Source organism: Thiorhodospira sibirica ATCC 700588, from assembly GCF_000227725.2.
GTDB lineage: Bacteria > Pseudomonadota > Gammaproteobacteria > Ectothiorhodospirales > Ectothiorhodospiraceae > Thiorhodospira > Thiorhodospira sibirica.
Window position 1 is genome coordinate 306,088 of the sequence record NZ_MU255056.1, and the last position, 18,540, is coordinate 324,627.

The window sequence follows — 18,540 nt, forward strand, 5'->3', positions numbered from 1 at the left end:
CATGCGTGCCCCTCCCGCTTAAATATAAAGGGGACATTTTAGAATTGGACGAAGGGGACATTACTGCTTTGGGCTAACATTGCCCTGGATCTGCTTGACAAATGGCTTGGTATATTAGATTCTAATGAAGTGCCTATATGGTGATTTACTAATGGGCACGCTCCTCCATCCTCCTTTGGTGGTTCTTGGCGCGGCTTGTCCGCGCTTTTTTTCTGCCAATACACTGCCTGCAAAGTCAAGCACTAAGGGCTTTGATGCAAGAAACCGCGAAGAATCTTGAAAAAATTGCCCCCAAGGCTTGTTTTATGCGTCGAGTTGTTGATAATTAGCGGCTTGTTTTAGCAACCCCAGATAGCAAGGTATATGCCCAAAGAAGATCATATTGAAATGGAAGGTACGGTGTTGGAGACCTTACCGAATACGATGTTTCGCGTCGAGCTGGAGAACGGCCATGTCGTGGTTGCCCACATCTCCGGGCGTATGCGCAAGCATTATATTCGTATCCTGACCGGGGATAAGGTCACGGTGCAGATGACGCCTTATGATTTAAGCAAGGGGCGCATTGTGTATCGCAGCAAATAAAACGCGCCTTCGCAAGCAAAAGGCGCGTCAGGCTTGACGGCGCACACCCGCTACGCGGTTTTCAATATCCGCCTGCCAGGTTGCGCAGGGGCGCATGGTTTGGCCACAGGGTCATGCGCCGGGATAGGGCGATTGATCATCAATCGCGGCTGTTGATCGGCGTTTGTGTGGTTAGTGTACGGCTTCTTTGGCGAATTCCAGATCCAATGTCCCTTCCTTGACGCAGATCTGCACCTCTCCTCCGGATACCAGACGTCCAAACAAAATCTCTTCTGCCAATGGCTTTTTGACATGTTCTTGTAACACGCGGGCCATCGGGCGTGCGCCCATTTTCCGGTCATAGCCCTGCTCGGCCAGCCAGGCGCGAGCCTCGTCATTGACATGCAAGGTTACTTTTTTATCATCCAGCTGGGCTTGCAGCTGGGCGATGAATTTGTCTACGACACTGGCAATGGTCAGGGGATCAAGCGGCTTGAACTGGATGATGGCATCCAGGCGATTGCGAAATTCCGGACTGAAGGCTCGCTTGAGGACTTCCATCGCATCGGAGGAATGATCCTGTTCGGTAAAGCCTACGGAGGGACGGCTGCCGGCTTCTGCGCCAATGTTGCTGGTCATCACCAGGATGACGCTGCGAAAATCCACCTTGCGCCCGTTTGTATCGGTCAAGGTGCCGTGATCCATCACTTGCAGGAGCAGATTGAACACGTCGGGATGGGCTTTTTCGACCTCATCAAGCAGCAAGACGGCATGTGGATGTTTAAGCACTGCATCTGTCAGCAGCCCCCCTTCATCGTAACCCACATAGCCTGGCGGTGCGCCGATCAGGCGTGAGACGGTGTGGCGTTCCATGTATTCCGACATGTCAAAGCGCAACAGCTCAATCCCGAGAATGCGCGCGAGCTGGCGGGTCACCTCGGTTTTGCCAACGCCGGTGGGGCCGGAGAATAAAAACGAGCCAATGGGTTTTTGCCCGTCAGATAGCCCTGAGCGCGACATTTTGATCGCCGTGGTTAAGGTTTGAATCGGCTCGTCCTGGCCAAACACCACCATTTTCAGATTGCGCTCCAGGTTTTTAAGCACATCCATGTCCGAGGCGGAAACGCTTTTCGGCGGGATGCGCGCAATTTTGGCAACAATGGCCTCGACGTCCTGTACAGAAATGGTTTTTCTGCGCTGACTGGCGGGTTGCAGGCAGCGGCTGGCCCCGGCCTCGTCAATGACGTCAATGGCCTTGTCGGGTAAATGGCGGTCGGTGATATAGCGGCTGGAAAGATCCACGGCGGCGCGCAGGGCGCGGTTGGTATAGCGCACCTGGTGATGCGATTCAAAGCGTGATTTAAGCCCTTTGAGAATTTCATAGGTTTCATCGACGCTGGGTTCATTGATGTCGATTTTTTGAAAGCGCCGTGCCAGGGCACGATCTTTTTCAAAGACGCCGCGATATTCCTGGTAAGTGGTTGAACCGATGCATTTCAGTTCGCCAGAGGCCAGCATCGGTTTGATCAGGTTGGAGGCATCCATGACCCCGCCCGAGGCAGCACCGGCGCCGATGATAGTATGAATTTCGTCGATAAACAGCACACTGTTGGGCTGGCGCTTGAGTTGGGCGAGTACGCTTTTCAGGCGCTTTTCAAAATCGCCCCGGTATTTGGTTCCGGCTACCAACGCGCCCAGATCCAGCGCATAAATCGTGCTTTGGGCCAGGATTTCCGGCACCTCACCATCGACAATCTTTTTGGCCAGGCCCTCGGCGATGGCGGTTTTGCCAACTCCGGCCTCGCCGACGAGCAGGGGGTTGTTTTTGCGCCGCCGACAGAGAATCTGAATGGTACGCTCGACTTCATAGCCGCGTCCAATCAGCGGATCAATCTTACCCTTGCGGGCCTGCTCGTTGAGGTTAGTGGCAAAGGCATCCAGCGGGCTGCGCCGCGTTTGCTCATCGGTCTCGGCAGGTTCACCGCTGGGGCTTTGCTCTTCTTCCTGCGGCCGGTCTTCATGGATTTTGGAGATGCCGTGCGAGATGTAATTGACGATATCCAGACGGGCGACATCGTGCTGGCTGAGTAGATACACCGCGTGGGATTCCTGTTCGCCAAAAATCGCCACCAACACGTTGGCGCCTGTAACCTCTTTGCGTCCGGAGGATTGCACATGAAACACCGCCCGCTGCAACACGCGCTGAAAGCTCAGCGTGGGCTGTGTATCGCGGGGGTCTTTGGGAGACAGGCGGGGGGTATTGGCCTGAATGAAGTCCGCAAGCTGCTTGCGCAACAATTCCATGTTCACGCCACAGGATTTGAGCACATTCATTGCGGTGGGGTTGTCCGTTAACGCCAGCAGCAAATGCTCAACCGTCATGAATTCATGACGCTTTTCCCGGGCGGCTTTGAAAGCCATGTTCAGGGTAAACTCTAACTCTTTGTTCAGCATCGTTATTAGGCCTCTTCCATCGCACACAGCAACGGATGTTGATGCTCGCGTGCATACTCATTGACCTGCGCGACCTTGGTTTCTGCAATTTCACGGGTATAGATACCGCAGATGCCCTTGCCACGGGTATGCACATGCAGCATGACGCGGGTCGCTTTTTCCCGATCCATGGCAAAAAACAGCTCCAACACCTCTACCACAAATTCCATTGGGGTGTAATCATCATTCAGCAGCACCACTTTATACATCGGTGGTGGTTTTAGCTGAGGTTTGGCCTCCACCACGGTCAGCTCGGTTTCGCTATGGGGTTTTTGTACATCACCCATAATTATGCTCACCTCGGGTGTGGTGGATGATGCCCAGACGCACACACCCATCCAGGGCTGTGCAGCCGCTACGACGACATGGCTGCGCAATAAAAGCAAACGGAATCGCTGCGGGATCAAGGGACTTTAGTTTACCTGCACACATAGCGAAATGCGAACACTCAACAGCGGTTGATTTTACCACGTCCCGGTATAGCGCTTGCGGCGTATTGATACGCGACTTAACAATAGACCCAATAATAAGCTGCCCATCGCCACGCCGCCACCGGCCAAAAACCAGTCACGGATGGTTTTATCCCGCAAAGCGTCATTTTCCTCGCTCAGGCGGTTCACAATCGCTCGCTCGCGCTCCAGGGCCTCCTGTAAGGCTTGATTTTCGCGGGTAAGTTCCAGCGGTCGGGCGGCGGTTTGGCGCAGGGAGGCAAGCTCTGCTTCCAGGGTTTGAACGCGCTGGGCCAAGGCCTGGGCGGTTTGTGCCTCCTGTTCACGCTCAGTCCGTGCCTCACGCAAGGCACGTTCAACATCGCCACGCTGTTCGGTCAATTGTTCCAAGCGGCGTTGCGTTTGTTCCAGACGAACCCTGGCGTGGGGGGTATTGACCAGATGTTGAGCCTCTGTCCAGCCCTCGATGCCATCAGGAATGCGGATCCGCACATAGTCTCCGTCTGTTTCCAAAATGGTCACAGGGGTTCCTGAGCGGACAAAACGCAAGATGCGATGTTGCAAGGTCGTGCCAGAGCGAATGGCAATCGTCAATTCATCACTGACATAGGCATTGCGTTCGGCCAAGGCCACGCTTGGCCAGCCTCCTACCAAAACTAGCCCCAAGAAAACCCAAATAACCCGTTTCACAAGTACTCCTTAAAAAAATGCACATTTAAATATGGCCATACGGCATACGCCGACCACCGTTGCAATGACTGTCTGCTCTGGCATCCGCCAGGCAAACAAATTCCGGCAGCTCAACACAAACTTGCAATGCTGGATGGGCATCCGCAAAGCCCAAAGGAGGGGCCTTGCCTCCAAAAGCATCACAGGCGATGAGCACACACCATAAACGCCATTAAGGCGAATGGCTAAGCATAGCTAAGATTAGCCCAAGCTGCACCTTCACCGCATTCCCGGCGATGCGAACCGGCAAAAAATTTTTGCCACAATTTTGACGCAACACTGAGAAAAAGTGTCAATAATATGATCTAATATGCGGGATAAGCTCAGGAATTTATTTTAAACGCTATGTGCCTGCAGCCGCGCCGGTCTAGTCTGCCCGCTTGGCGATGGCCCTGTTTGCACCGACCGCCGCCGTGATCTTGTTGAGTATGTTGATGGATTCCCGGCTGCCGGTTTCCCTTGATTCTTTAAAAATGATTAATGCGTGATGAACACTACGGACCCTCAAGAACTCAGCCCGATACAGGCCCACGAGCTGTTGCAGAGTAACCCCAAGGCTTTGCTGATCGATATCCGCTCCAGCATGGAGTATCTGTTTGTCGGTCATCCCGTAGGGGCGATTCATGTTCCCTGGCTGGATGAGCCTGACTGGGTGGAAAATCCGCATTTTATCACCGAGATTCGCAAGCTGCTGTTGGGCGGGGTCGTGTGTGAAAACCAGCAGGATTGCTCCCCGATTATTCTCATTTGTCGCAGCGGCAAGCGCTCCAAGGAAGCCGGACGCGCCCTGCTGGCGGCGGGCTTGAGTCAGATATTTCATATCAATGAAGGCTTTGAAGGCAATCTCGACGCGCATCACCACCGCTCCAGCGTCGGTGGGTGGCGTTTCCGGGGGCTGCCGTGGGAACAGTGCTAAATCCAAGCGATGGCGCACGATTAAAGTTTTGCCAATAACTGCCGCCAAGTGAGTCAAAGGCACTCGACTAAATTGTCACATGCGGAGAAGCGTAGCCATGAATAAATCAATGAACCATGAACCGGCCCTGTTTACCCATCCATATCGGGAAATCCCGGAGGCCAGCGCGGGAGCTGCCATTGTCGGCTTTTTGCCGGCCTTTATGGATCTGCACACCCAGGAGACCCACTTATCCATCCATGAAAACGGCGCGCTCGCCAGTGTGCATCTGCTGGACGCCCTGCCGGATCATTGGGTGATTGAACGCGATGATCGCGGGCGGATTACCGCGCTCAAGGAAGGCATCGTTGCCGGTTTTGTGCGCATGGGACGCTTTTATAGCCGTTCTGATCTGGCGCGCCTGCCTTGGGATGATTAAGCCATCCGGCCCGGTGTGTAGGTTTTTCCGCCAATGTTCTTGCGTCTTAGGTGATAATCCGTTCCAATAGCGGGCTTTTATCGGACCACTATTTCAAAAGAGCCGCTTTGCAATGCAAAAAAATCACTATGAACGCGATGAGCTGTTGGCCTGTGGCCAGGGTGAGATGTTTGGCCCCGGCAATGCCCAGCTTCCCACCCCCAATATGCTGATGATGGATCGCATCACCCACATCAGCGATGAAGGCGGGCGCTATGGCAAGGGGGAAATGCGCGCTGAACTGGATATTCACCCCGGATTGTGGTTTTTCGACTGTCACTTTCCGGGTGATCCGGTGATGCCGGGTTGCCTGGGTCTGGACGCCATGTGGCAATTAGTCGGCTTTTTTCTGGCCTGGAAAGGCAACCCCGGACACGGGCGTGCCTTGGGCGTTGGCGAGGTCAAATTCACCGGGCAGGTCTTACCCAAAGCCCGGCGTGTGACCTACCACATTGATATGAAACGCGTGATCACCCGCAAACTGGTACTGGGTATTGGCGATGGTACGATGAGCGTCGATGGCCGCCAGATTTACACGGCAACCGATTTGCGCGTTGGGCTGTTCACCTCGACCGATAATTTCTGAACCCCCGGCGCTGATTGATAAAGCTCAAGGCGTGGTTTATGCGCCAGCACCTGCAAACGGCGGCATCCCTCAGATGCCGCCGTTTTGTTTTGTGCGCTTAGCCGGTGTTGCGCATCCCGGCGGCAATGGCGTTGATGGAGCGCAATAAAGGCGATAACCACGGTTGCTCCGTATCATGCTCATTGCCTGCCGCTGGGGGCTGCGATGCGCGATGGCGGCGCAGTAAGGTCATCTGGATGTGGTTGAGGGCATCCAGATAGGGGTCGCGGCGTTTAAGCGACAAGGCCAGAACGGGATGCTCCTCCAGCAGGGTGTTGCTGTTGGCAATGCGCAAGACCTCCTGTACGGTGAGCGCGTATTCGCCACGAATGGTTTCAATCAGCGACTGTGCCAGCGCCGGTTCTGAACACAGCTGCGCATAGGCCTCGGCGATGCGCATATCCGCTTTGCTCAAAGACATCTGACAGTTGGCCAGCAGGGAATGAAAGAACGGCCACTCTCGATACATGCGCTGTAGCACCGCGATTTTTTTGGGATGGTTGGCATGCCAACATGCCAAGGCAGAGCCAATGCCATACCAGGCCGGCAGGGTGTGACGTGATTGGGCCCAGCCAAATACCCAGGGAATGGCGCGAATCGAGCTTTTGGAGCGATCCGCCCGGCGGCGATGTGAAGGGCGTGAGCCGATATTGAGCAGGCCGATTTCCTGCACCGGCGTGACTTCGTAAAAATAATCAAAAAAGCCTGGGGTGCGATCCACCAACTCCCGGTAGGCCATTTCGCCAAACTGTGCCAGCGCCTGCATGATGGTGATAAATTCCTCCGGCACCGCAGGCTGTGCCAGGCGCTCGCTGACCGAGGCTTTGAGCAGGCCGCTGGCACCCATGGTCAATTCATAGACCGCCGTTTCGGCGTTGCTGTATTTGTATGAAAGCACCTCACCTTGTTCGGTGAATTTGATCTGGCCGTGTACCGTGCCGGAGGGCTGGGCCAGGATGGCCTCATGCGTCGGACCGCCGCCGCGTCCCAGCGTGCCTCCGCGACCGTGGAATAAACGGCATTCAATCCCGTGATCTTTAGCCAGTGCCGTAATCTGTTGCTGGGCCTGATACAGATTCCAGGTCGAGGCGAGAATCCCGCCATCTTTACAGGAATCAGAATAGCCCAGCATCACCTCTTGCACATTGCCGCTGACCCTGAGCAGGGCACGATAGGCGGGAAGCCCCAAGACCTCCGGCAACACCTCGTTGACCCGGCACAGATCGTCGATGGTTTCAAACAGCGGGGATATGTGCAGATGACAGAACAAAGCCCCGTCGCTATCGCGTCCCAACAAGCCGGTCAAGCGGGCCAGCAGGGCCACTTCCAGCAGGTGGGCGGCATGATGGGTCATGGAAATCACATAATGGCCGATGCCCGGCGCGCCGACTTCCTGACGCATCCGCCCCATGACCCGGAACACCTCCAGGGTCTCCAGGGTTTGCTCGCTTAAATCCAGGTGCTTGAGCTGCACCCCATCCAGCGGATCTTGTGTGGGGGATACAGCCTGCGGATCGGGCAATAAACCGGCCAGCAGGGCGGTTTGCTGCGGTGGGCTTAAGGTGCTGTAATCGGTGACCAGCCCGGCCCGCTGCAAGATCTCCGCGACGGCGGCGCTGTGTACCAGGGATTCCTGGCGCACGTCCAGTTGTAACAGATGAAAGCCGCAGGTCTCGGCCAGACGGATCAAATCGGTCAGCGTGCCATTGGCAATCTGCGCGTCATCGTGCTGGCACAGGGATTCGTGCAGGATTTTCAGATCGCGGATGAAGTCCTCGGCACTGGCATAGGCGGCGGTTTGCGGCAAGACAGCCGCCTCGCCGTGGATGCGCCGGCAAACGGTTTGCAGGGTTTCATTGAGGCGATGACGCATAAAATACAATTTGCGCCGGTACGGCTCTGTGGCGGCCTGCTCCGGGTCTTCACGAAACACCGCGCCCGCAATCGTTTCATCCTGGGCCAGATTGTCCCAAAACGCCTGGGTCGGGGTACACATCCGCTGCGAGTGGGTCAGGACATGGCGCAAATAAGACACGCGGCGGATGTATTCGCCCAAGACCTTGGCCATTGCCAAACGAAAGGCCTGCTCGGTGACTGCCGGGGTGACATAGGGATTGCCGTCACGATCCCCGCCAATCCATGAGCCGAAGCGTAAAAAGCTGGGCACCGCCAGCACCGGCAAACCGGCCTCGGTGCTGCCATAGACGCGCTTGATGGCCTTTTCCAGATTGCGATAGACCGTCGGGATCGCCTGAAACAGGCTTTCCTCAAAATAAAACAGGCCGTATTTGATCTCGTCCTGCACCTGGGGTTTTTTCACGCGCACCTCGTTGGTGCGCCACATCACCTGGATTTCCGCCTCCAGGGTCTGAATCACTTCGGCGCGCTCCTCCTCGCCCAGACGCGGATCATACAGCCGGTCGGCGATCAAAAAGATGCGCCGCTGGATCTCCATCAGGGTGCGCCGCCGTGCCTCGGTCGGATGGGCGGTAAATACCGGCATGTATACCATGCGTCCAAGTTCGGCTTGCAACGCCGACGCACTCAGCCCCTGTTGATGCAGGCTGCGCAAGGAGAGATCAAACGATCCTTCCCACAAGGGGCCGCCTTCGCTGGCCTGACGCCGCCTTGCGCGGTGCAGGGCATCCTCCTCGGCAATATTGGCCAGGGTAAAATACGCGGTGTAGGCGCGAATCACCTGCTCCAGGGTGTGCGGATCCAGCTGCTCAATCAGGCGCATCAGGCGCTTGCGTTTGGCGGGGGTGTCGGCCTTGCGCAGGCTCAGATAGCCCCTACGCAGAGATTCAACCGTATCGTAGACGGCCTCCCCTTCGAGGCGTTTGATCACCTGCCCCAGCAAATCACCAAACAGCCGTACCCTGGCCCGCAATTCCCGATCTTTGCCTGTATTCAGACTCAACCACTGTTTCACAAAAATTCGCTCCTCTGTTTGCCCGGTTCCCAGCGCGTGGCCGGCCAATGTGCCCGTTCGCCCAACAGACCTTCATATAATTCCAGATAATGTTGTGCGCTGTGCGCCCAGCTAAAATCCTGGCTCATGGCCTGACGCATCAGTTGCGTCCAGACCGGCTTATCCTGATACAGACTCAAGGCGCGCTCAATGGCGGCGGCCAGCGCCGGGGCTGTAGCCGGTTCAAACACAATGCCGGTGGCGCTCTGATCGGCCAAGGTATCGGCGTGCGCATCCACGACCGTATCCGCCAGCCCGCCGGTGCGCCGGACAATGGGAATGGTGCCATAGCGCAGACTATACATCTGATTCAATCCGCAGGGTTCAAAGCGCGAGGGCATCAGAAAGATGTCGCATCCGGCTTCCAATTGATGCGCCAGGGCCTCGTTATAGCCCAGACACACGCCCATATCCTCCGGAAAGCGCGCCGCCAATGCACGGGCCGCGTCTTCCAGCGCTTTGTCGCCACTGCCGAGCAGGACCATCTGGGCGCGTTTCTCTGCCAGCAGGGGTTCCACGGCCTTGAGGATCAAATCCACGCCTTTTTGTGGCACCATGCGCCCAATATGCCCCAGCAGCGGCACCTCGGGGCGAACCTCAATCCCGAAGCATTCCTGCAAGGCCTGTTTGCACTGGCCTTTGCCCTGCAAATCCTCGGGGCTATAGTGGGCCTTAATATAGTTATCCCAGCGCGGATCCCAGTGGCGATAATCCACGCCATTGAGAATGCCGCTCAAGGTCTGGGCGCGATAATTGAGCAAGCCTTCAAGGCCATAGCCAAACTGGCCGCTGCGAATCTCGCGGGCATAGCTGGGACTGACGGTGGTAACATGGTCTGCATAACTCAGACCACCTTTGATCAATGAAAGCTGGTTGTGAAACTCCAGCCCGTGATAGGACCAAAACGATTCGGAAAGCCCCAGCTCGGCAAAGCGATAGGCGGGAAACAAGCCTTGATAGGCCAGGTTGTGAATGGTAAACACCATGGCGGGCCGTTCCGCATGTTGACTTAACAGGGCCGGCACCAGGCCGGTCTGCCAGTCATTGCAATGCACAATCTGCGGTTGCCAGTTTAGGTTCGCCTCATTGAGCGCCATGGCAACCACAACTCGCGCAAACAGCGCAAAGCGCAGATGATTATCCTGCCAGTCGCGCCGATCCAAGGCACAATATGGATGTCCCTCGCGGGCAAAATATGCGGGGGCATCCACCAGATACGTAGGCACATTGGTTGCAGGCAAAATGCCTTGCAGCAATTCGACCGTCACGCCATCAATCACCAGGGTCGTCACCGTTTGCAAGGCATCAATGTCCGCCTTGGCCCGGGGATAGGCGGGTAATACCATGCGAATATCTTCGTGCGCCTCACGAATGGCCGATGACAAACTGGTACTGACATCCGCCAGGCCACCGGTTTTGACCAGTGGATAGGCTTCACTGCTTGCAAACAGGATACGCATGATGAAAAAAGGCCCCCTGGATTAAAGGTGATCAATTATTTTTTAAATAAATGTGATTAGACTCCGCTAAGGATAGCGCAATGTGCAGGCTAAGATCAGCTTTTGCCCATCGGCCTTTGACGCAAGCCCGGAATGCAAAGGATGCGCCAAAGGCACTATACGCAAAACCTGCGTCGGTGCTATGCCCTGTGTGTGCAACGACGCTGCCGGGTATTGGCTGACCGTCGGGAAAGACCGGCACCTTAAGATAACACTCACCGCTGTGGCTTTGCTGCGGCATGGGATTCCCCGCCGGTCAGGCTGTCGGCAGATCGGTTTTTTTGCGGAGACTTTTTATGAAAAATTTTTTATGGATGCATACGCTGAGTATCCGAAGCAAGCTCATGATCACCATGATCCTGCCATTGGCGGCCCTGCTGCTGATCACCTCCTTATCGATCACATTTATGCGTCAACTGGAAAATACGGCAGAGCGTATCTATGAAGATCGGGTGGTGCCCTTGTTGCAGTTGGCGAAGGTGGGTGATGCCTATGCGGTATTGATTATTGATGCAGTGAATAAGGCAGAGCAGGGCGTCATCTCTGCACCCGAGGCACTGCGCTCTGTCCGCGAGGCGCGTGTGCAGATTGAACGCGAATGGGGTCAATTCATGCAGACCCGCCTGACACCCGAGGAGGCGGCCTTGGCGCGTGAGGCCAATGCCTTGTTTCAGCGCGCCAATGCCCAGATTGAGCAACTGGAACGGGCGCTGTCTGCCTTGCCCAACCGCGCTGCCGGACAATTATCCGCCTACAATGGCCCGCTGTATCAACTCATTGACCCGATTTCGCGCAAGCTGGATGAGTTGGTGATTTTGCAACGCGATGTGGCCGCGCTTGAACATCATGAAATGCAAAGATTGTATGCTCGCGCCATCTGGATCTTTGTCACGCTGTCAACACTGGCTTTATTGCTGGTCGGGCTGATGGGCTGGCAAACCTATCACTCCATTTCCAACCCAATGTCGTATATGCAGACACAGCTGCGCGAAATTGCCCGCGAGCATAATCTGGCACAACGGCTGGAGATCAAAAACCAGGACGAGATTGGCGCCACCGCCGAGGCCTTTAACTCAATCCTTGCGACCTTCAAAGATGCCGTCGATGAGATGACCCGCATGGCCGGGGAGTTGACCGAGGCCTCGGGGGCGCTGTCGCAGATCAGCAGCGCCACCAATCAGGATCTGGAGCATCAGCAGACCCAGACCGAACAAGTCGCCACCGCGATGAACCAGATGACCAGTACGGTGCAGGAGGTCTCGCGCAGTGCCAATGAGGCCGCCCAGGCCAGTCAGGAGGCAGATCGTGAGGCCCGCAGCGGCGGTCAGGTGGTACAATCCGTGGTTACGGCCATCAGCGGTTTGTCCAATGAAGTCCGGCGGGTGGCCGAGGCGGTACAGGCGCTGGATCATCAAAGCCAGGAAATCGGCACAGTGCTGGATGTGATTCGCGGCATTGCCGAACAAACGAACCTGCTGGCGCTCAATGCCGCCATTGAGGCCGCTCGCGCTGGCGAACAGGGGCGCGGCTTTGCGGTGGTGGCCGATGAGGTTCGCACTCTGGCCTCGCGCACCCAGCAATCTACCGCCAATATTCAGTCCATGATTGAGCGTTTGCAGGCCGGAACCCGTGATGCAGTGTCGGCGATGGATCATGGCCGCGAAATGGCCGAAACCACGGCCGCCGAGGCCGCCCGTGCCGGGCAGGGGCTGGAAAGCATCATGGAAGCGGTATCGCGGATTCGCGACATGACCGCGCAAATTGCCAGTGCCGCCGAGGAACAACATCTGGTGGCCGAGGAAATCAACCGCAACGTCACCGCCATCAATGACATTGCCGGCAAGACTTTAGACGGGGCAGGCCAAACGGCCACCTCCAGCGGGCAGGTGCTGAAAATTGCCAATCGGGTGCATGAACTGGTTTCCAAATTCCGCACCTAATACACCGACTTCACTTGCCGACATCCTCTCGGGAATGCGCAGCCTGCGCTGCGCATTCCGCCTATGTGCGGCGCAGTGACTGCGCCCTTCAATGATTTATCGACATCTCACACCCAGGAGTTGAACGCATGACGACGGAGACCCCCGATACACGCCCTGATACTGGGGCACGCTGGCATCACCTGGATGCACAGAAGGTATTGGCACAACTGGACACTCAGGACGAGCAAGGCCTCAGTGAGGCCGAGGCCCAGCAGCGACTGTCGCAGTATGGCCCCAATGCCATCACCGGACAAAAGCCGGTGTCCTGGGTTAAGCGCCTCTTGCTGCAATTTCACAACCCGCTGATCTACATCCTGCTGCTAGCCACGGCAGTGACCCTGGCGCTGGGTGAATACATTGATGCCACGGTGATTTTTGCAGTGGTCTTGATCAATGCCATCATCGGCTTTGTGCAGGAATCCAAGGCCGAGGATGCCATCGCCTCATTGCGTGGCATGTTGTCTTCAACCGCAACAGTGATGCGCGAGGGTAAGCGTCTCACCCTCCCGGCCACCGAGCTGGTGCCGGGCGATGTGGTGATGGTGGCCTCGGGCGACAAAGTGCCCGCTGATATGCGCATTCTCTATTCGCGCGATCTGCAGATTGATGAATCGGCCCTGACCGGTGAATCGGTGCCGGTGGAAAAGCAATGCCCCGCGCTGCCCGAGGATACCGTGCTGGCGGATCGGCATAATATGGCCTTCGCCGGGACGCTGGTTACCTACGGCTCCGGGCGTGGCGTGATCACGGAAACCGGCGATCACACCGAAACCGGCAAGATTGCCGGCATGATCAGCCAGGCGGTCAATCTGGAAACACCGCTGACGCGCAAGATCAACGCCTTTAGCCGCGTACTGTTGTGGGTGATTTTGGTGCTGGCGGGCATCACCTTTATCGTCGGTCTGTTATACGGCCAGGCGTGGGTAGATACCTTTATCGCCGCCGTCGCCCTGGCGGTCGCCGCGATTCCGGAGGGCTTGCCGGCAGTCGTGACCATCACCCTGGCCATCGGAGTGCGCCGTATGGCCTTGCGTCATGCCATCATCCGCAAATTACCAGCGGTGGAAACCCTAGGTTCAACCACCGTCATCTGCTCGGATAAAACCGGCACCCTGACGGAAAATCAGATGACCGTGCAGCGCATCATGGCGGCGGATCATGAATTTGAACTCACCGGCAGTGGCTATGATCCACAGGGCGAAATCCGCCTTGATGGACAACGGGCCGAAGGCGTGATGGCCACCCATCAAGCCCTGCGTCACTGCATCCTCGCGGGTTTGCTGAGTAACGACAGCGAACTGGTGGAAAAAGAAGGCCGCTGGACCGTGCAGGGTGATCCCACCGAAGGCGCCTTGCTCACCAGTGCGCTTAAAGCGGGCTTTGACCGTCACGATATGCAGCAACGCCTGCATCGGGTAGATGCCATCCCCTTTGAATCAGATCGCCAATATATGGCCACCCTGCATCGCCACGAGGAAGGCCATCGCATCTACATGAAAGGCTCCGCTGAACGGGTGGTGGCGCATTGCGACCGGGCGATGGATGCCGACGGTGCGCTACAGCCCATTGATCCGGAAAAAATCCGGCAGCAGGTAGACTATCTGGCCAGCCAAGGTCTGCGTGTGTTGGCCTTTGCCATGCGCGAAACCGACAATACCACGCTGGACATTCCCCATCCGGATCACGCCACAGAGCCGCTGATCTTTCTGGGTTTACAGGCCATGATTGATCCGCCGCGCCAAGAGGTCATTCACTCGGTCAAGATGTGCCATCAGGCCGGTATCGGGGTCAAGATGATTACCGGCGACCATGCGCTGACCGCCCGCGCCATCGCCGAGCGCATCGGCATCATCAAGCCCACCGCCAACAACCCCGCCAAGGTGCTCACCGGGCAGGAACTGGAACGCATTGAACCCAAGGACTTGGCGGCGACCGCCACCGAGGTCTCGGTCTTTGCCCGCGTCGCGCCGGAACAAAAACTGCGCCTGGTCGAAGCCTTGCAAAGCCGGGGGCAGGTCGTCGCCATGACCGGCGATGGGGTCAACGATGCCCCGGCGCTCAAGCGCGCAGACATCGGCATCGCGATGGGCATCAATGGCACCGAGGTCTCGCGGGATGCCTCCGATATGGTGCTGGCTGACGATAATTTCAGCTCCATCGAAGCCGCCGTCGAGGAAGGCCGCAACGTCTTTGATAACCTGACCAAGTTCATCACCTGGATTTTGCCCACCAACCTGGGCCAGGGACTGGTGATCATGGTGGCGATTTTGCTGGGACTAACCCTGCCGGTCTTACCCGTACAAGCCCTGTGGCTGAACATGACCACGGCCGTCTTCCTGGGATTGATGCTCGCCTTTGAACCCCGCGAAAAAGGCATCATGACCCGCCCACCGCGCAATCCCGATGCCCCGATTCTCAATGCCGAGGTCATCGTGCGCATCTTCTCGGTCAGTGCGCTGCTATTGATCGGGGCCTTTGGCTTGTTCCAATGGTCGCTGACCCACGGCGCCAGCCTTGAAGAAGCCCGCACCCTCGCCGTCACCCTGTTTGTGGTCGTGCAAAGCTTCTTCTTGCTCAACTGCCGTTCGCTCACGCGCAGCATCTTTGCCACCCACCCCTTATCCAATCCCTGGATCTGGCGCGGCGTGGCCGGAATGCTCATCGCCCAGCTTTTATTTGTGTACAATCCGCTCATGAACACCCTGTTCCAGAGCGCGCCCTTGTCACTGGCCCAATGGGGTCTGATCATCGCCTACGGCGTCGTGGTTTTACTGCTGGTTGAACTGGAAAAAAGCCTCTGGCGCCGCAAAAAAGCGGCTTAGGCCAAGACCTTGATCTGGGTGCTCTCGGTATGCTGTTTAGCGAACGAGGCGCTGCAGGAGTAATTCCGCCGGGCTTAGCACGGGGATGGCGAGGCCCGCTTTACGCAGCCCTGTTTTAAACTGCAGGGCGCAGCCCAGGTTAGTGGTAACCAGTACATCCACCGGCAAGGTCTGCAAGGCTTCAAGCTTGGGGGCGAGCAAGGCATCTGCCATGTGTGCCTGGGTCAGCAGGTAGCTGCCCGCCCCCCCGCAGCAGCGCGCATTCTCCGGCAAAGGGAGCAGCGTCATACCGGGTAGTTTCTGCAAGAGCGTCTCGACCTGCTTCACTTCTCGCAATACATGACGCAGGCTGCACGGGGTATGCAGGGCCACACGCAAGGGATCATGGCGCAGGTCCAGCCCAGTCCAGTCGCCCGCCAAGGCGCATTCGCAAAAGCCCTGCAATTTGGCAGCAACGGCCTGCGCCTGGGGGTCTGGGCTGTGAGCAATCACCCCGTTAAAGTGCGCCCGACACCCGCTATTGAGCATGACCATCCGCATCATCTCCGGGGCCGCAAAGCGGCTGAGGGTTTCTTGCGCCAGGCGTGCGGCGGTTTTGGTCTCGCCGCTGTGCTGGCTGAGCGCCCCGCAACATCCTTGTGCAGGCGGGATAATGACCCGATAGCCGAGTTGTTCCAACACCGTGCAGGCGGCCTCAAGCATGGATCCTTCAAAGGTTTCTGCCATGCAGCCGCTAAACAGGCCCACAGTAATGGGCATTTTGGCGCTGGCCGGTGCAGATGCACGCCGGGCCGGGGTGCTAACGAAGGGTAATAACGACAGACTGCGTGTTACGGGGTGCGCTGGGGTCTGCCGCACCATGCGTTCAAATAAGGGCGTCAAACGCAGCGCCTGCACCGTGCGCAAGCCCGCCGCCGTGAAACGCCGTATCTGCGAGTGCTCAAGCCAGCCGTGTATCAGGCGCTGTGACAGTCGGTAGCGCCATGTACGCTGATGTTGCACGGCGATAAACTGGTGATATTGATCCAGCAGTTGCCCATACGCCACCCCAGAGGGACACACCGCCTCGCAGGCGCGACAGCCCAGACAGCGATCCAGATGCCCCTGAGTCTTGGCATCCAGTGCCAAACGCCCTTGACCAATGGCCTGTAACAGGCTGATCCGCCCGCGCGGTGAATCCGCTTCGTGGCGTTGCAAGCCATAGGTGGGGCAATGCGGCAAACACAGACCACACAGCACACACTGATCCGTTTGCGCAAAACGTGGAGGCTGGTCGGGCTGGGCTTTAGCCGGTTTTAACACGCGGTGTATCATTAAAGGGGGCTGCCTATTTTATCGCTCAGGTCCTGCGGCAAAGCGGGAGTAAGATGCTATGATGATTTGATCCGGTCGGCATGGGCGCTTTGGGCCTACGTCAAGACCTCTCTCGCCCCATCGGTGGGCGCTTTTTTGTACCCTGCACCCGCAGGGTCTTTGGCGGAGAAACTAATGACCGCGCAATCGTATGACGTTATTGTAATCGGAGCAGGCCCGGCGGGCTATGCCGCCGCCATTCGCAGTGCCCAGCTTGGCAAAAAAACCGCCTGCATTGACCGCAAACTCAACGCCGCCAACGAACCCCGCTTAGGTGGCACCTGCTTTAGTGCGGGGTGTATTCCCTCCAAGACCTTGCTCGAATTATCCGAATTTTATGAACATGCCAGCCAGTTTCTTAGCCAGCATGGGCTGCGCTATGAGCATCTCAGCCTTGATCTGGAGGCGATGATGGCGCGCAAGGAGCAGGTGATTGACAATCTGGCCCAAGGGATTGCCACCCTGTTCAAGGCGCATGGCATCACCTGGCTTGCCGGGCATGGCCTGCTTTTGGGGGAGCGGCGCGTGGGCTTTACCCCACACGGCGGCGTGCCACAAAGCCTTGAAGCCGAGCATATTGTGCTGGCGCCCGGTTCGGTGCCGGTGACGCTGCCCGGCATCGCCTTTGACGGCCTACGGATCATTGATTCCGCCGATGCCTTAAGTCTGACCGCGCCGCCCAAACGTCTGGGCGTGGTTGGTGCCGGGGTGATTGGTCTGGAGCTGGCGAGCATCTGGCGACGGCTGGGCTCAGAGGTTGTGTTGCTGGATGCTCAGGAAAGCTTTCTCAGTCATTGCGATGAGCAAATCATGCGCGAGGCACAGCGCAACTTTGTGCGCCAAGGGCTGGATTTGCGCCTCAATGCGCGAGTAACCGGGGCGCAGGTCGATGATCAGGGGGTCAGCGTGCAGTATCAGCACGAAGGACACGCCCTTGAAGAGCGCGTGACCCACCTGTTAGTCGCGGTAGGTCGCCAACCGGCCACCGATGGCCTGATCAGCCCGCAAGCCGAGCTGGCTTTAGATGAGTATGGCCTGATCCACGTCAATGAGGTCTGCGAGACCACGCTGCCGGGCGTTTACGCGGTTGGTGATTGTGTACGCGGGCCGATGCTGGCACACAAAGGCGCAGAAGAGGGCCGCGTGGTGGCCGAGCGCATCTGTGGTGAGGATATCCAGATTCATTACAGCACGATCCCGCAGGTGATTTACACCTTGCCGGAAATTGCCTGGCTGGGTAAGACCGAACAAGCCTTGAAAGCTGAAGGCGTCCCCTATCGCAGCGGCGTCTTTCCCTTCAGCGTATCCGGTCGGGCGCGCGCCATGGATGCCACCAGTGGCATGGTGAAATTACTCACGCATCAGGAAAATGACCGCCTGCTGGGCGCGCACATCATTGGCGCGCAAGCCTCGGAATTAATCGCCAGTCTGGTGGTAGCCATGGAGTTTGGAGCCTGTGGTGAAGATCTGGCGCGTATGGTTTTTCCGCATCCAACCCTGGCTCAAGCCATCCCCGAGGCCGCAGCCTTGGCCACTCAGGGATACTCCCTGCACATGGGACGGGCACCCACGCCTAGCCCATAAACAGACAAAAAGAAGCCCCGGTGTCCTTGGGGAATGGACGGCCGGGGCAACCTAAAGGCTCAAATTGGGGGGATTCGAGCCACCCCGCTCAGGGAGTGA

General features: G+C 57.4%; 13 protein-coding genes. 7 read left to right on the forward strand and 6 right to left on the reverse strand.

Features of this window, described 5'->3' with window-relative positions; genetic code table 11:
* Positions 1–363: 363 nt before the first annotated feature.
* On the forward strand, positions 364–582 hold the full coding sequence (gene infA / locus THISIDRAFT_RS01550; protein WP_006788081.1) for a translation initiation factor IF-1: 219 nt from the start codon (positions 364–366) through the stop codon (positions 580–582).
* Between the two features lie 171 nt (positions 583–753).
* On the opposite strand, the gene clpA is transcribed toward infA, so the two are convergent.
* The 3 genes from clpA to THISIDRAFT_RS01565 form a co-directional block, all read right to left on the reverse strand.
* Positions 754–3,015: an ATP-dependent Clp protease ATP-binding subunit ClpA gene (clpA, locus tag THISIDRAFT_RS01555; protein ID WP_006788080.1), complete on the reverse strand. Its 2,262-nt coding sequence runs from the start codon at positions 3,013–3,015 to the stop codon at positions 754–756.
* A 5-nt stretch (positions 3,016–3,020) separates the two neighbouring features.
* Positions 3,021–3,341, reverse strand: a complete 321-nt coding sequence (gene clpS / locus THISIDRAFT_RS01560) for an ATP-dependent Clp protease adapter ClpS (RefSeq protein WP_006788079.1) — start codon at positions 3,339–3,341, stop codon at positions 3,021–3,023.
* Positions 3,342–3,518: 177 nt separating this feature from the next.
* Positions 3,519–4,193 carry a TIGR04211 family SH3 domain-containing protein gene (locus tag THISIDRAFT_RS01565; protein ID WP_006788078.1) on the reverse strand — a complete coding sequence of 225 codons (675 nt, stop codon included), beginning with the start codon at positions 4,191–4,193 and terminating at the stop codon, positions 3,519–3,521.
* Between the two features lie 526 nt (positions 4,194–4,719).
* On the opposite strand from THISIDRAFT_RS01565, the gene THISIDRAFT_RS01570 reads away from it, so the two are divergent.
* The 3 genes from THISIDRAFT_RS01570 to fabA all read left to right on the forward strand — a co-directional run bounded on the left by THISIDRAFT_RS01570 (position 4,720) and on the right by fabA (position 6,191).
* Positions 4,720–5,148, forward strand: coding sequence for a rhodanese-like domain-containing protein (locus THISIDRAFT_RS01570; RefSeq protein WP_006788077.1), 429 nt, complete (start codon positions 4,720–4,722; stop codon positions 5,146–5,148).
* 97 nt (positions 5,149–5,245) lie between these two features.
* Positions 5,246–5,566, forward strand: a complete 321-nt coding sequence (locus THISIDRAFT_RS01575) for a hypothetical protein (protein WP_006788076.1) — start codon at positions 5,246–5,248, stop codon at positions 5,564–5,566.
* 112 nt (positions 5,567–5,678) lie between these two features.
* The gene (fabA, locus tag THISIDRAFT_RS01580) at positions 5,679–6,191 is read left to right on the forward strand and encodes a 3-hydroxyacyl-[acyl-carrier-protein] dehydratase FabA (protein WP_006788075.1); all 513 of its coding nucleotides are present in this window, start codon (positions 5,679–5,681) and stop codon (positions 6,189–6,191) included.
* Positions 6,192–6,288: 97 nt separating this feature from the next.
* On the opposite strand, the gene ppc is transcribed toward fabA, so the two are convergent.
* Positions 6,289–9,162: a phosphoenolpyruvate carboxylase gene (gene ppc, locus THISIDRAFT_RS01585; protein WP_006788074.1), complete on the reverse strand. Its 2,874-nt coding sequence runs from the start codon at positions 9,160–9,162 to the stop codon at positions 6,289–6,291.
* Complete coding sequence (gene glgA / locus THISIDRAFT_RS01590; protein ID WP_006788073.1) at positions 9,159–10,661, reverse strand: glycogen synthase GlgA; 1,503 nt, start codon at positions 10,659–10,661, stop codon at positions 9,159–9,161. Before glgA ends, ppc begins: the two co-directional genes overlap by 4 nt.
* A gap of 335 nt (positions 10,662–10,996) precedes the next feature.
* Here glgA and THISIDRAFT_RS01595 point away from each other — a divergent pair, with 335 nt between their 5' ends.
* Both THISIDRAFT_RS01595 and THISIDRAFT_RS01600 read left to right on the forward strand, forming a co-directional pair.
* A complete protein-coding gene (locus tag THISIDRAFT_RS01595; protein WP_006788072.1) occupies positions 10,997–12,640 on the forward strand; it encodes a methyl-accepting chemotaxis protein in 1,644 nt (547 codons plus the stop codon).
* Between the two features lie 128 nt (positions 12,641–12,768).
* Positions 12,769–15,504: a cation-transporting P-type ATPase gene (locus THISIDRAFT_RS01600; RefSeq protein WP_006788071.1), complete on the forward strand. Its 2,736-nt coding sequence runs from the start codon at positions 12,769–12,771 to the stop codon at positions 15,502–15,504.
* A gap of 36 nt (positions 15,505–15,540) precedes the next feature.
* Here the strand turns inward: THISIDRAFT_RS01600 and THISIDRAFT_RS01605 are convergent, their stop codons facing one another.
* A complete protein-coding gene (locus THISIDRAFT_RS01605; protein WP_050984919.1) occupies positions 15,541–16,806 on the reverse strand; it encodes a (Fe-S)-binding protein in 1,266 nt (421 codons plus the stop codon).
* Positions 16,807–16,992: 186 nt separating this feature from the next.
* Between THISIDRAFT_RS01605 and lpdA the strand changes: the two genes are divergently transcribed.
* Positions 16,993–18,441: a dihydrolipoyl dehydrogenase gene (gene lpdA, locus THISIDRAFT_RS01610; protein WP_006788069.1), complete on the forward strand. Its 1,449-nt coding sequence runs from the start codon at positions 16,993–16,995 to the stop codon at positions 18,439–18,441.
* The last annotated feature ends 99 nt before the right edge of the window (positions 18,442–18,540 follow it).

Bases quoted from the DNA above. Each gene is read 5' to 3' on its own strand.
- infA (WP_006788081.1), top strand. From the start codon at position 364: ATGCCCAAAGAAGATCATATTGAAATGGAAGGTACGGTGTTGGAGACC.
- clpS (WP_006788079.1), bottom strand. From the start codon at position 3,341: ATGGGTGATGTACAAAAACCCCATAGCGAAACCGAGCTGACCGTGGTG.
- THISIDRAFT_RS01570 (WP_006788077.1), top strand. From the start codon at position 4,720: ATGAACACTACGGACCCTCAAGAACTCAGCCCGATACAGGCCCACGAG.
- THISIDRAFT_RS01600 (WP_006788071.1), top strand. From the start codon at position 12,769: ATGACGACGGAGACCCCCGATACACGCCCTGATACTGGGGCACGCTGG.
- glgA (WP_006788073.1), bottom strand. From the start codon at position 10,661: ATGCGTATCCTGTTTGCAAGCAGTGAAGCCTATCCACTGGTCAAAACC.
- lpdA (WP_006788069.1), top strand. From the start codon at position 16,993: ATGACCGCGCAATCGTATGACGTTATTGTAATCGGAGCAGGCCCGGCG.
- THISIDRAFT_RS01575 (WP_006788076.1), top strand. From the start codon at position 5,246: ATGAATAAATCAATGAACCATGAACCGGCCCTGTTTACCCATCCATAT.
- clpA (WP_006788080.1), bottom strand. From the start codon at position 3,015: ATGCTGAACAAAGAGTTAGAGTTTACCCTGAACATGGCTTTCAAAGCC.
- fabA (WP_006788075.1), top strand. From the start codon at position 5,679: ATGCAAAAAAATCACTATGAACGCGATGAGCTGTTGGCCTGTGGCCAG.
- THISIDRAFT_RS01595 (WP_006788072.1), top strand. From the start codon at position 10,997: ATGAAAAATTTTTTATGGATGCATACGCTGAGTATCCGAAGCAAGCTC.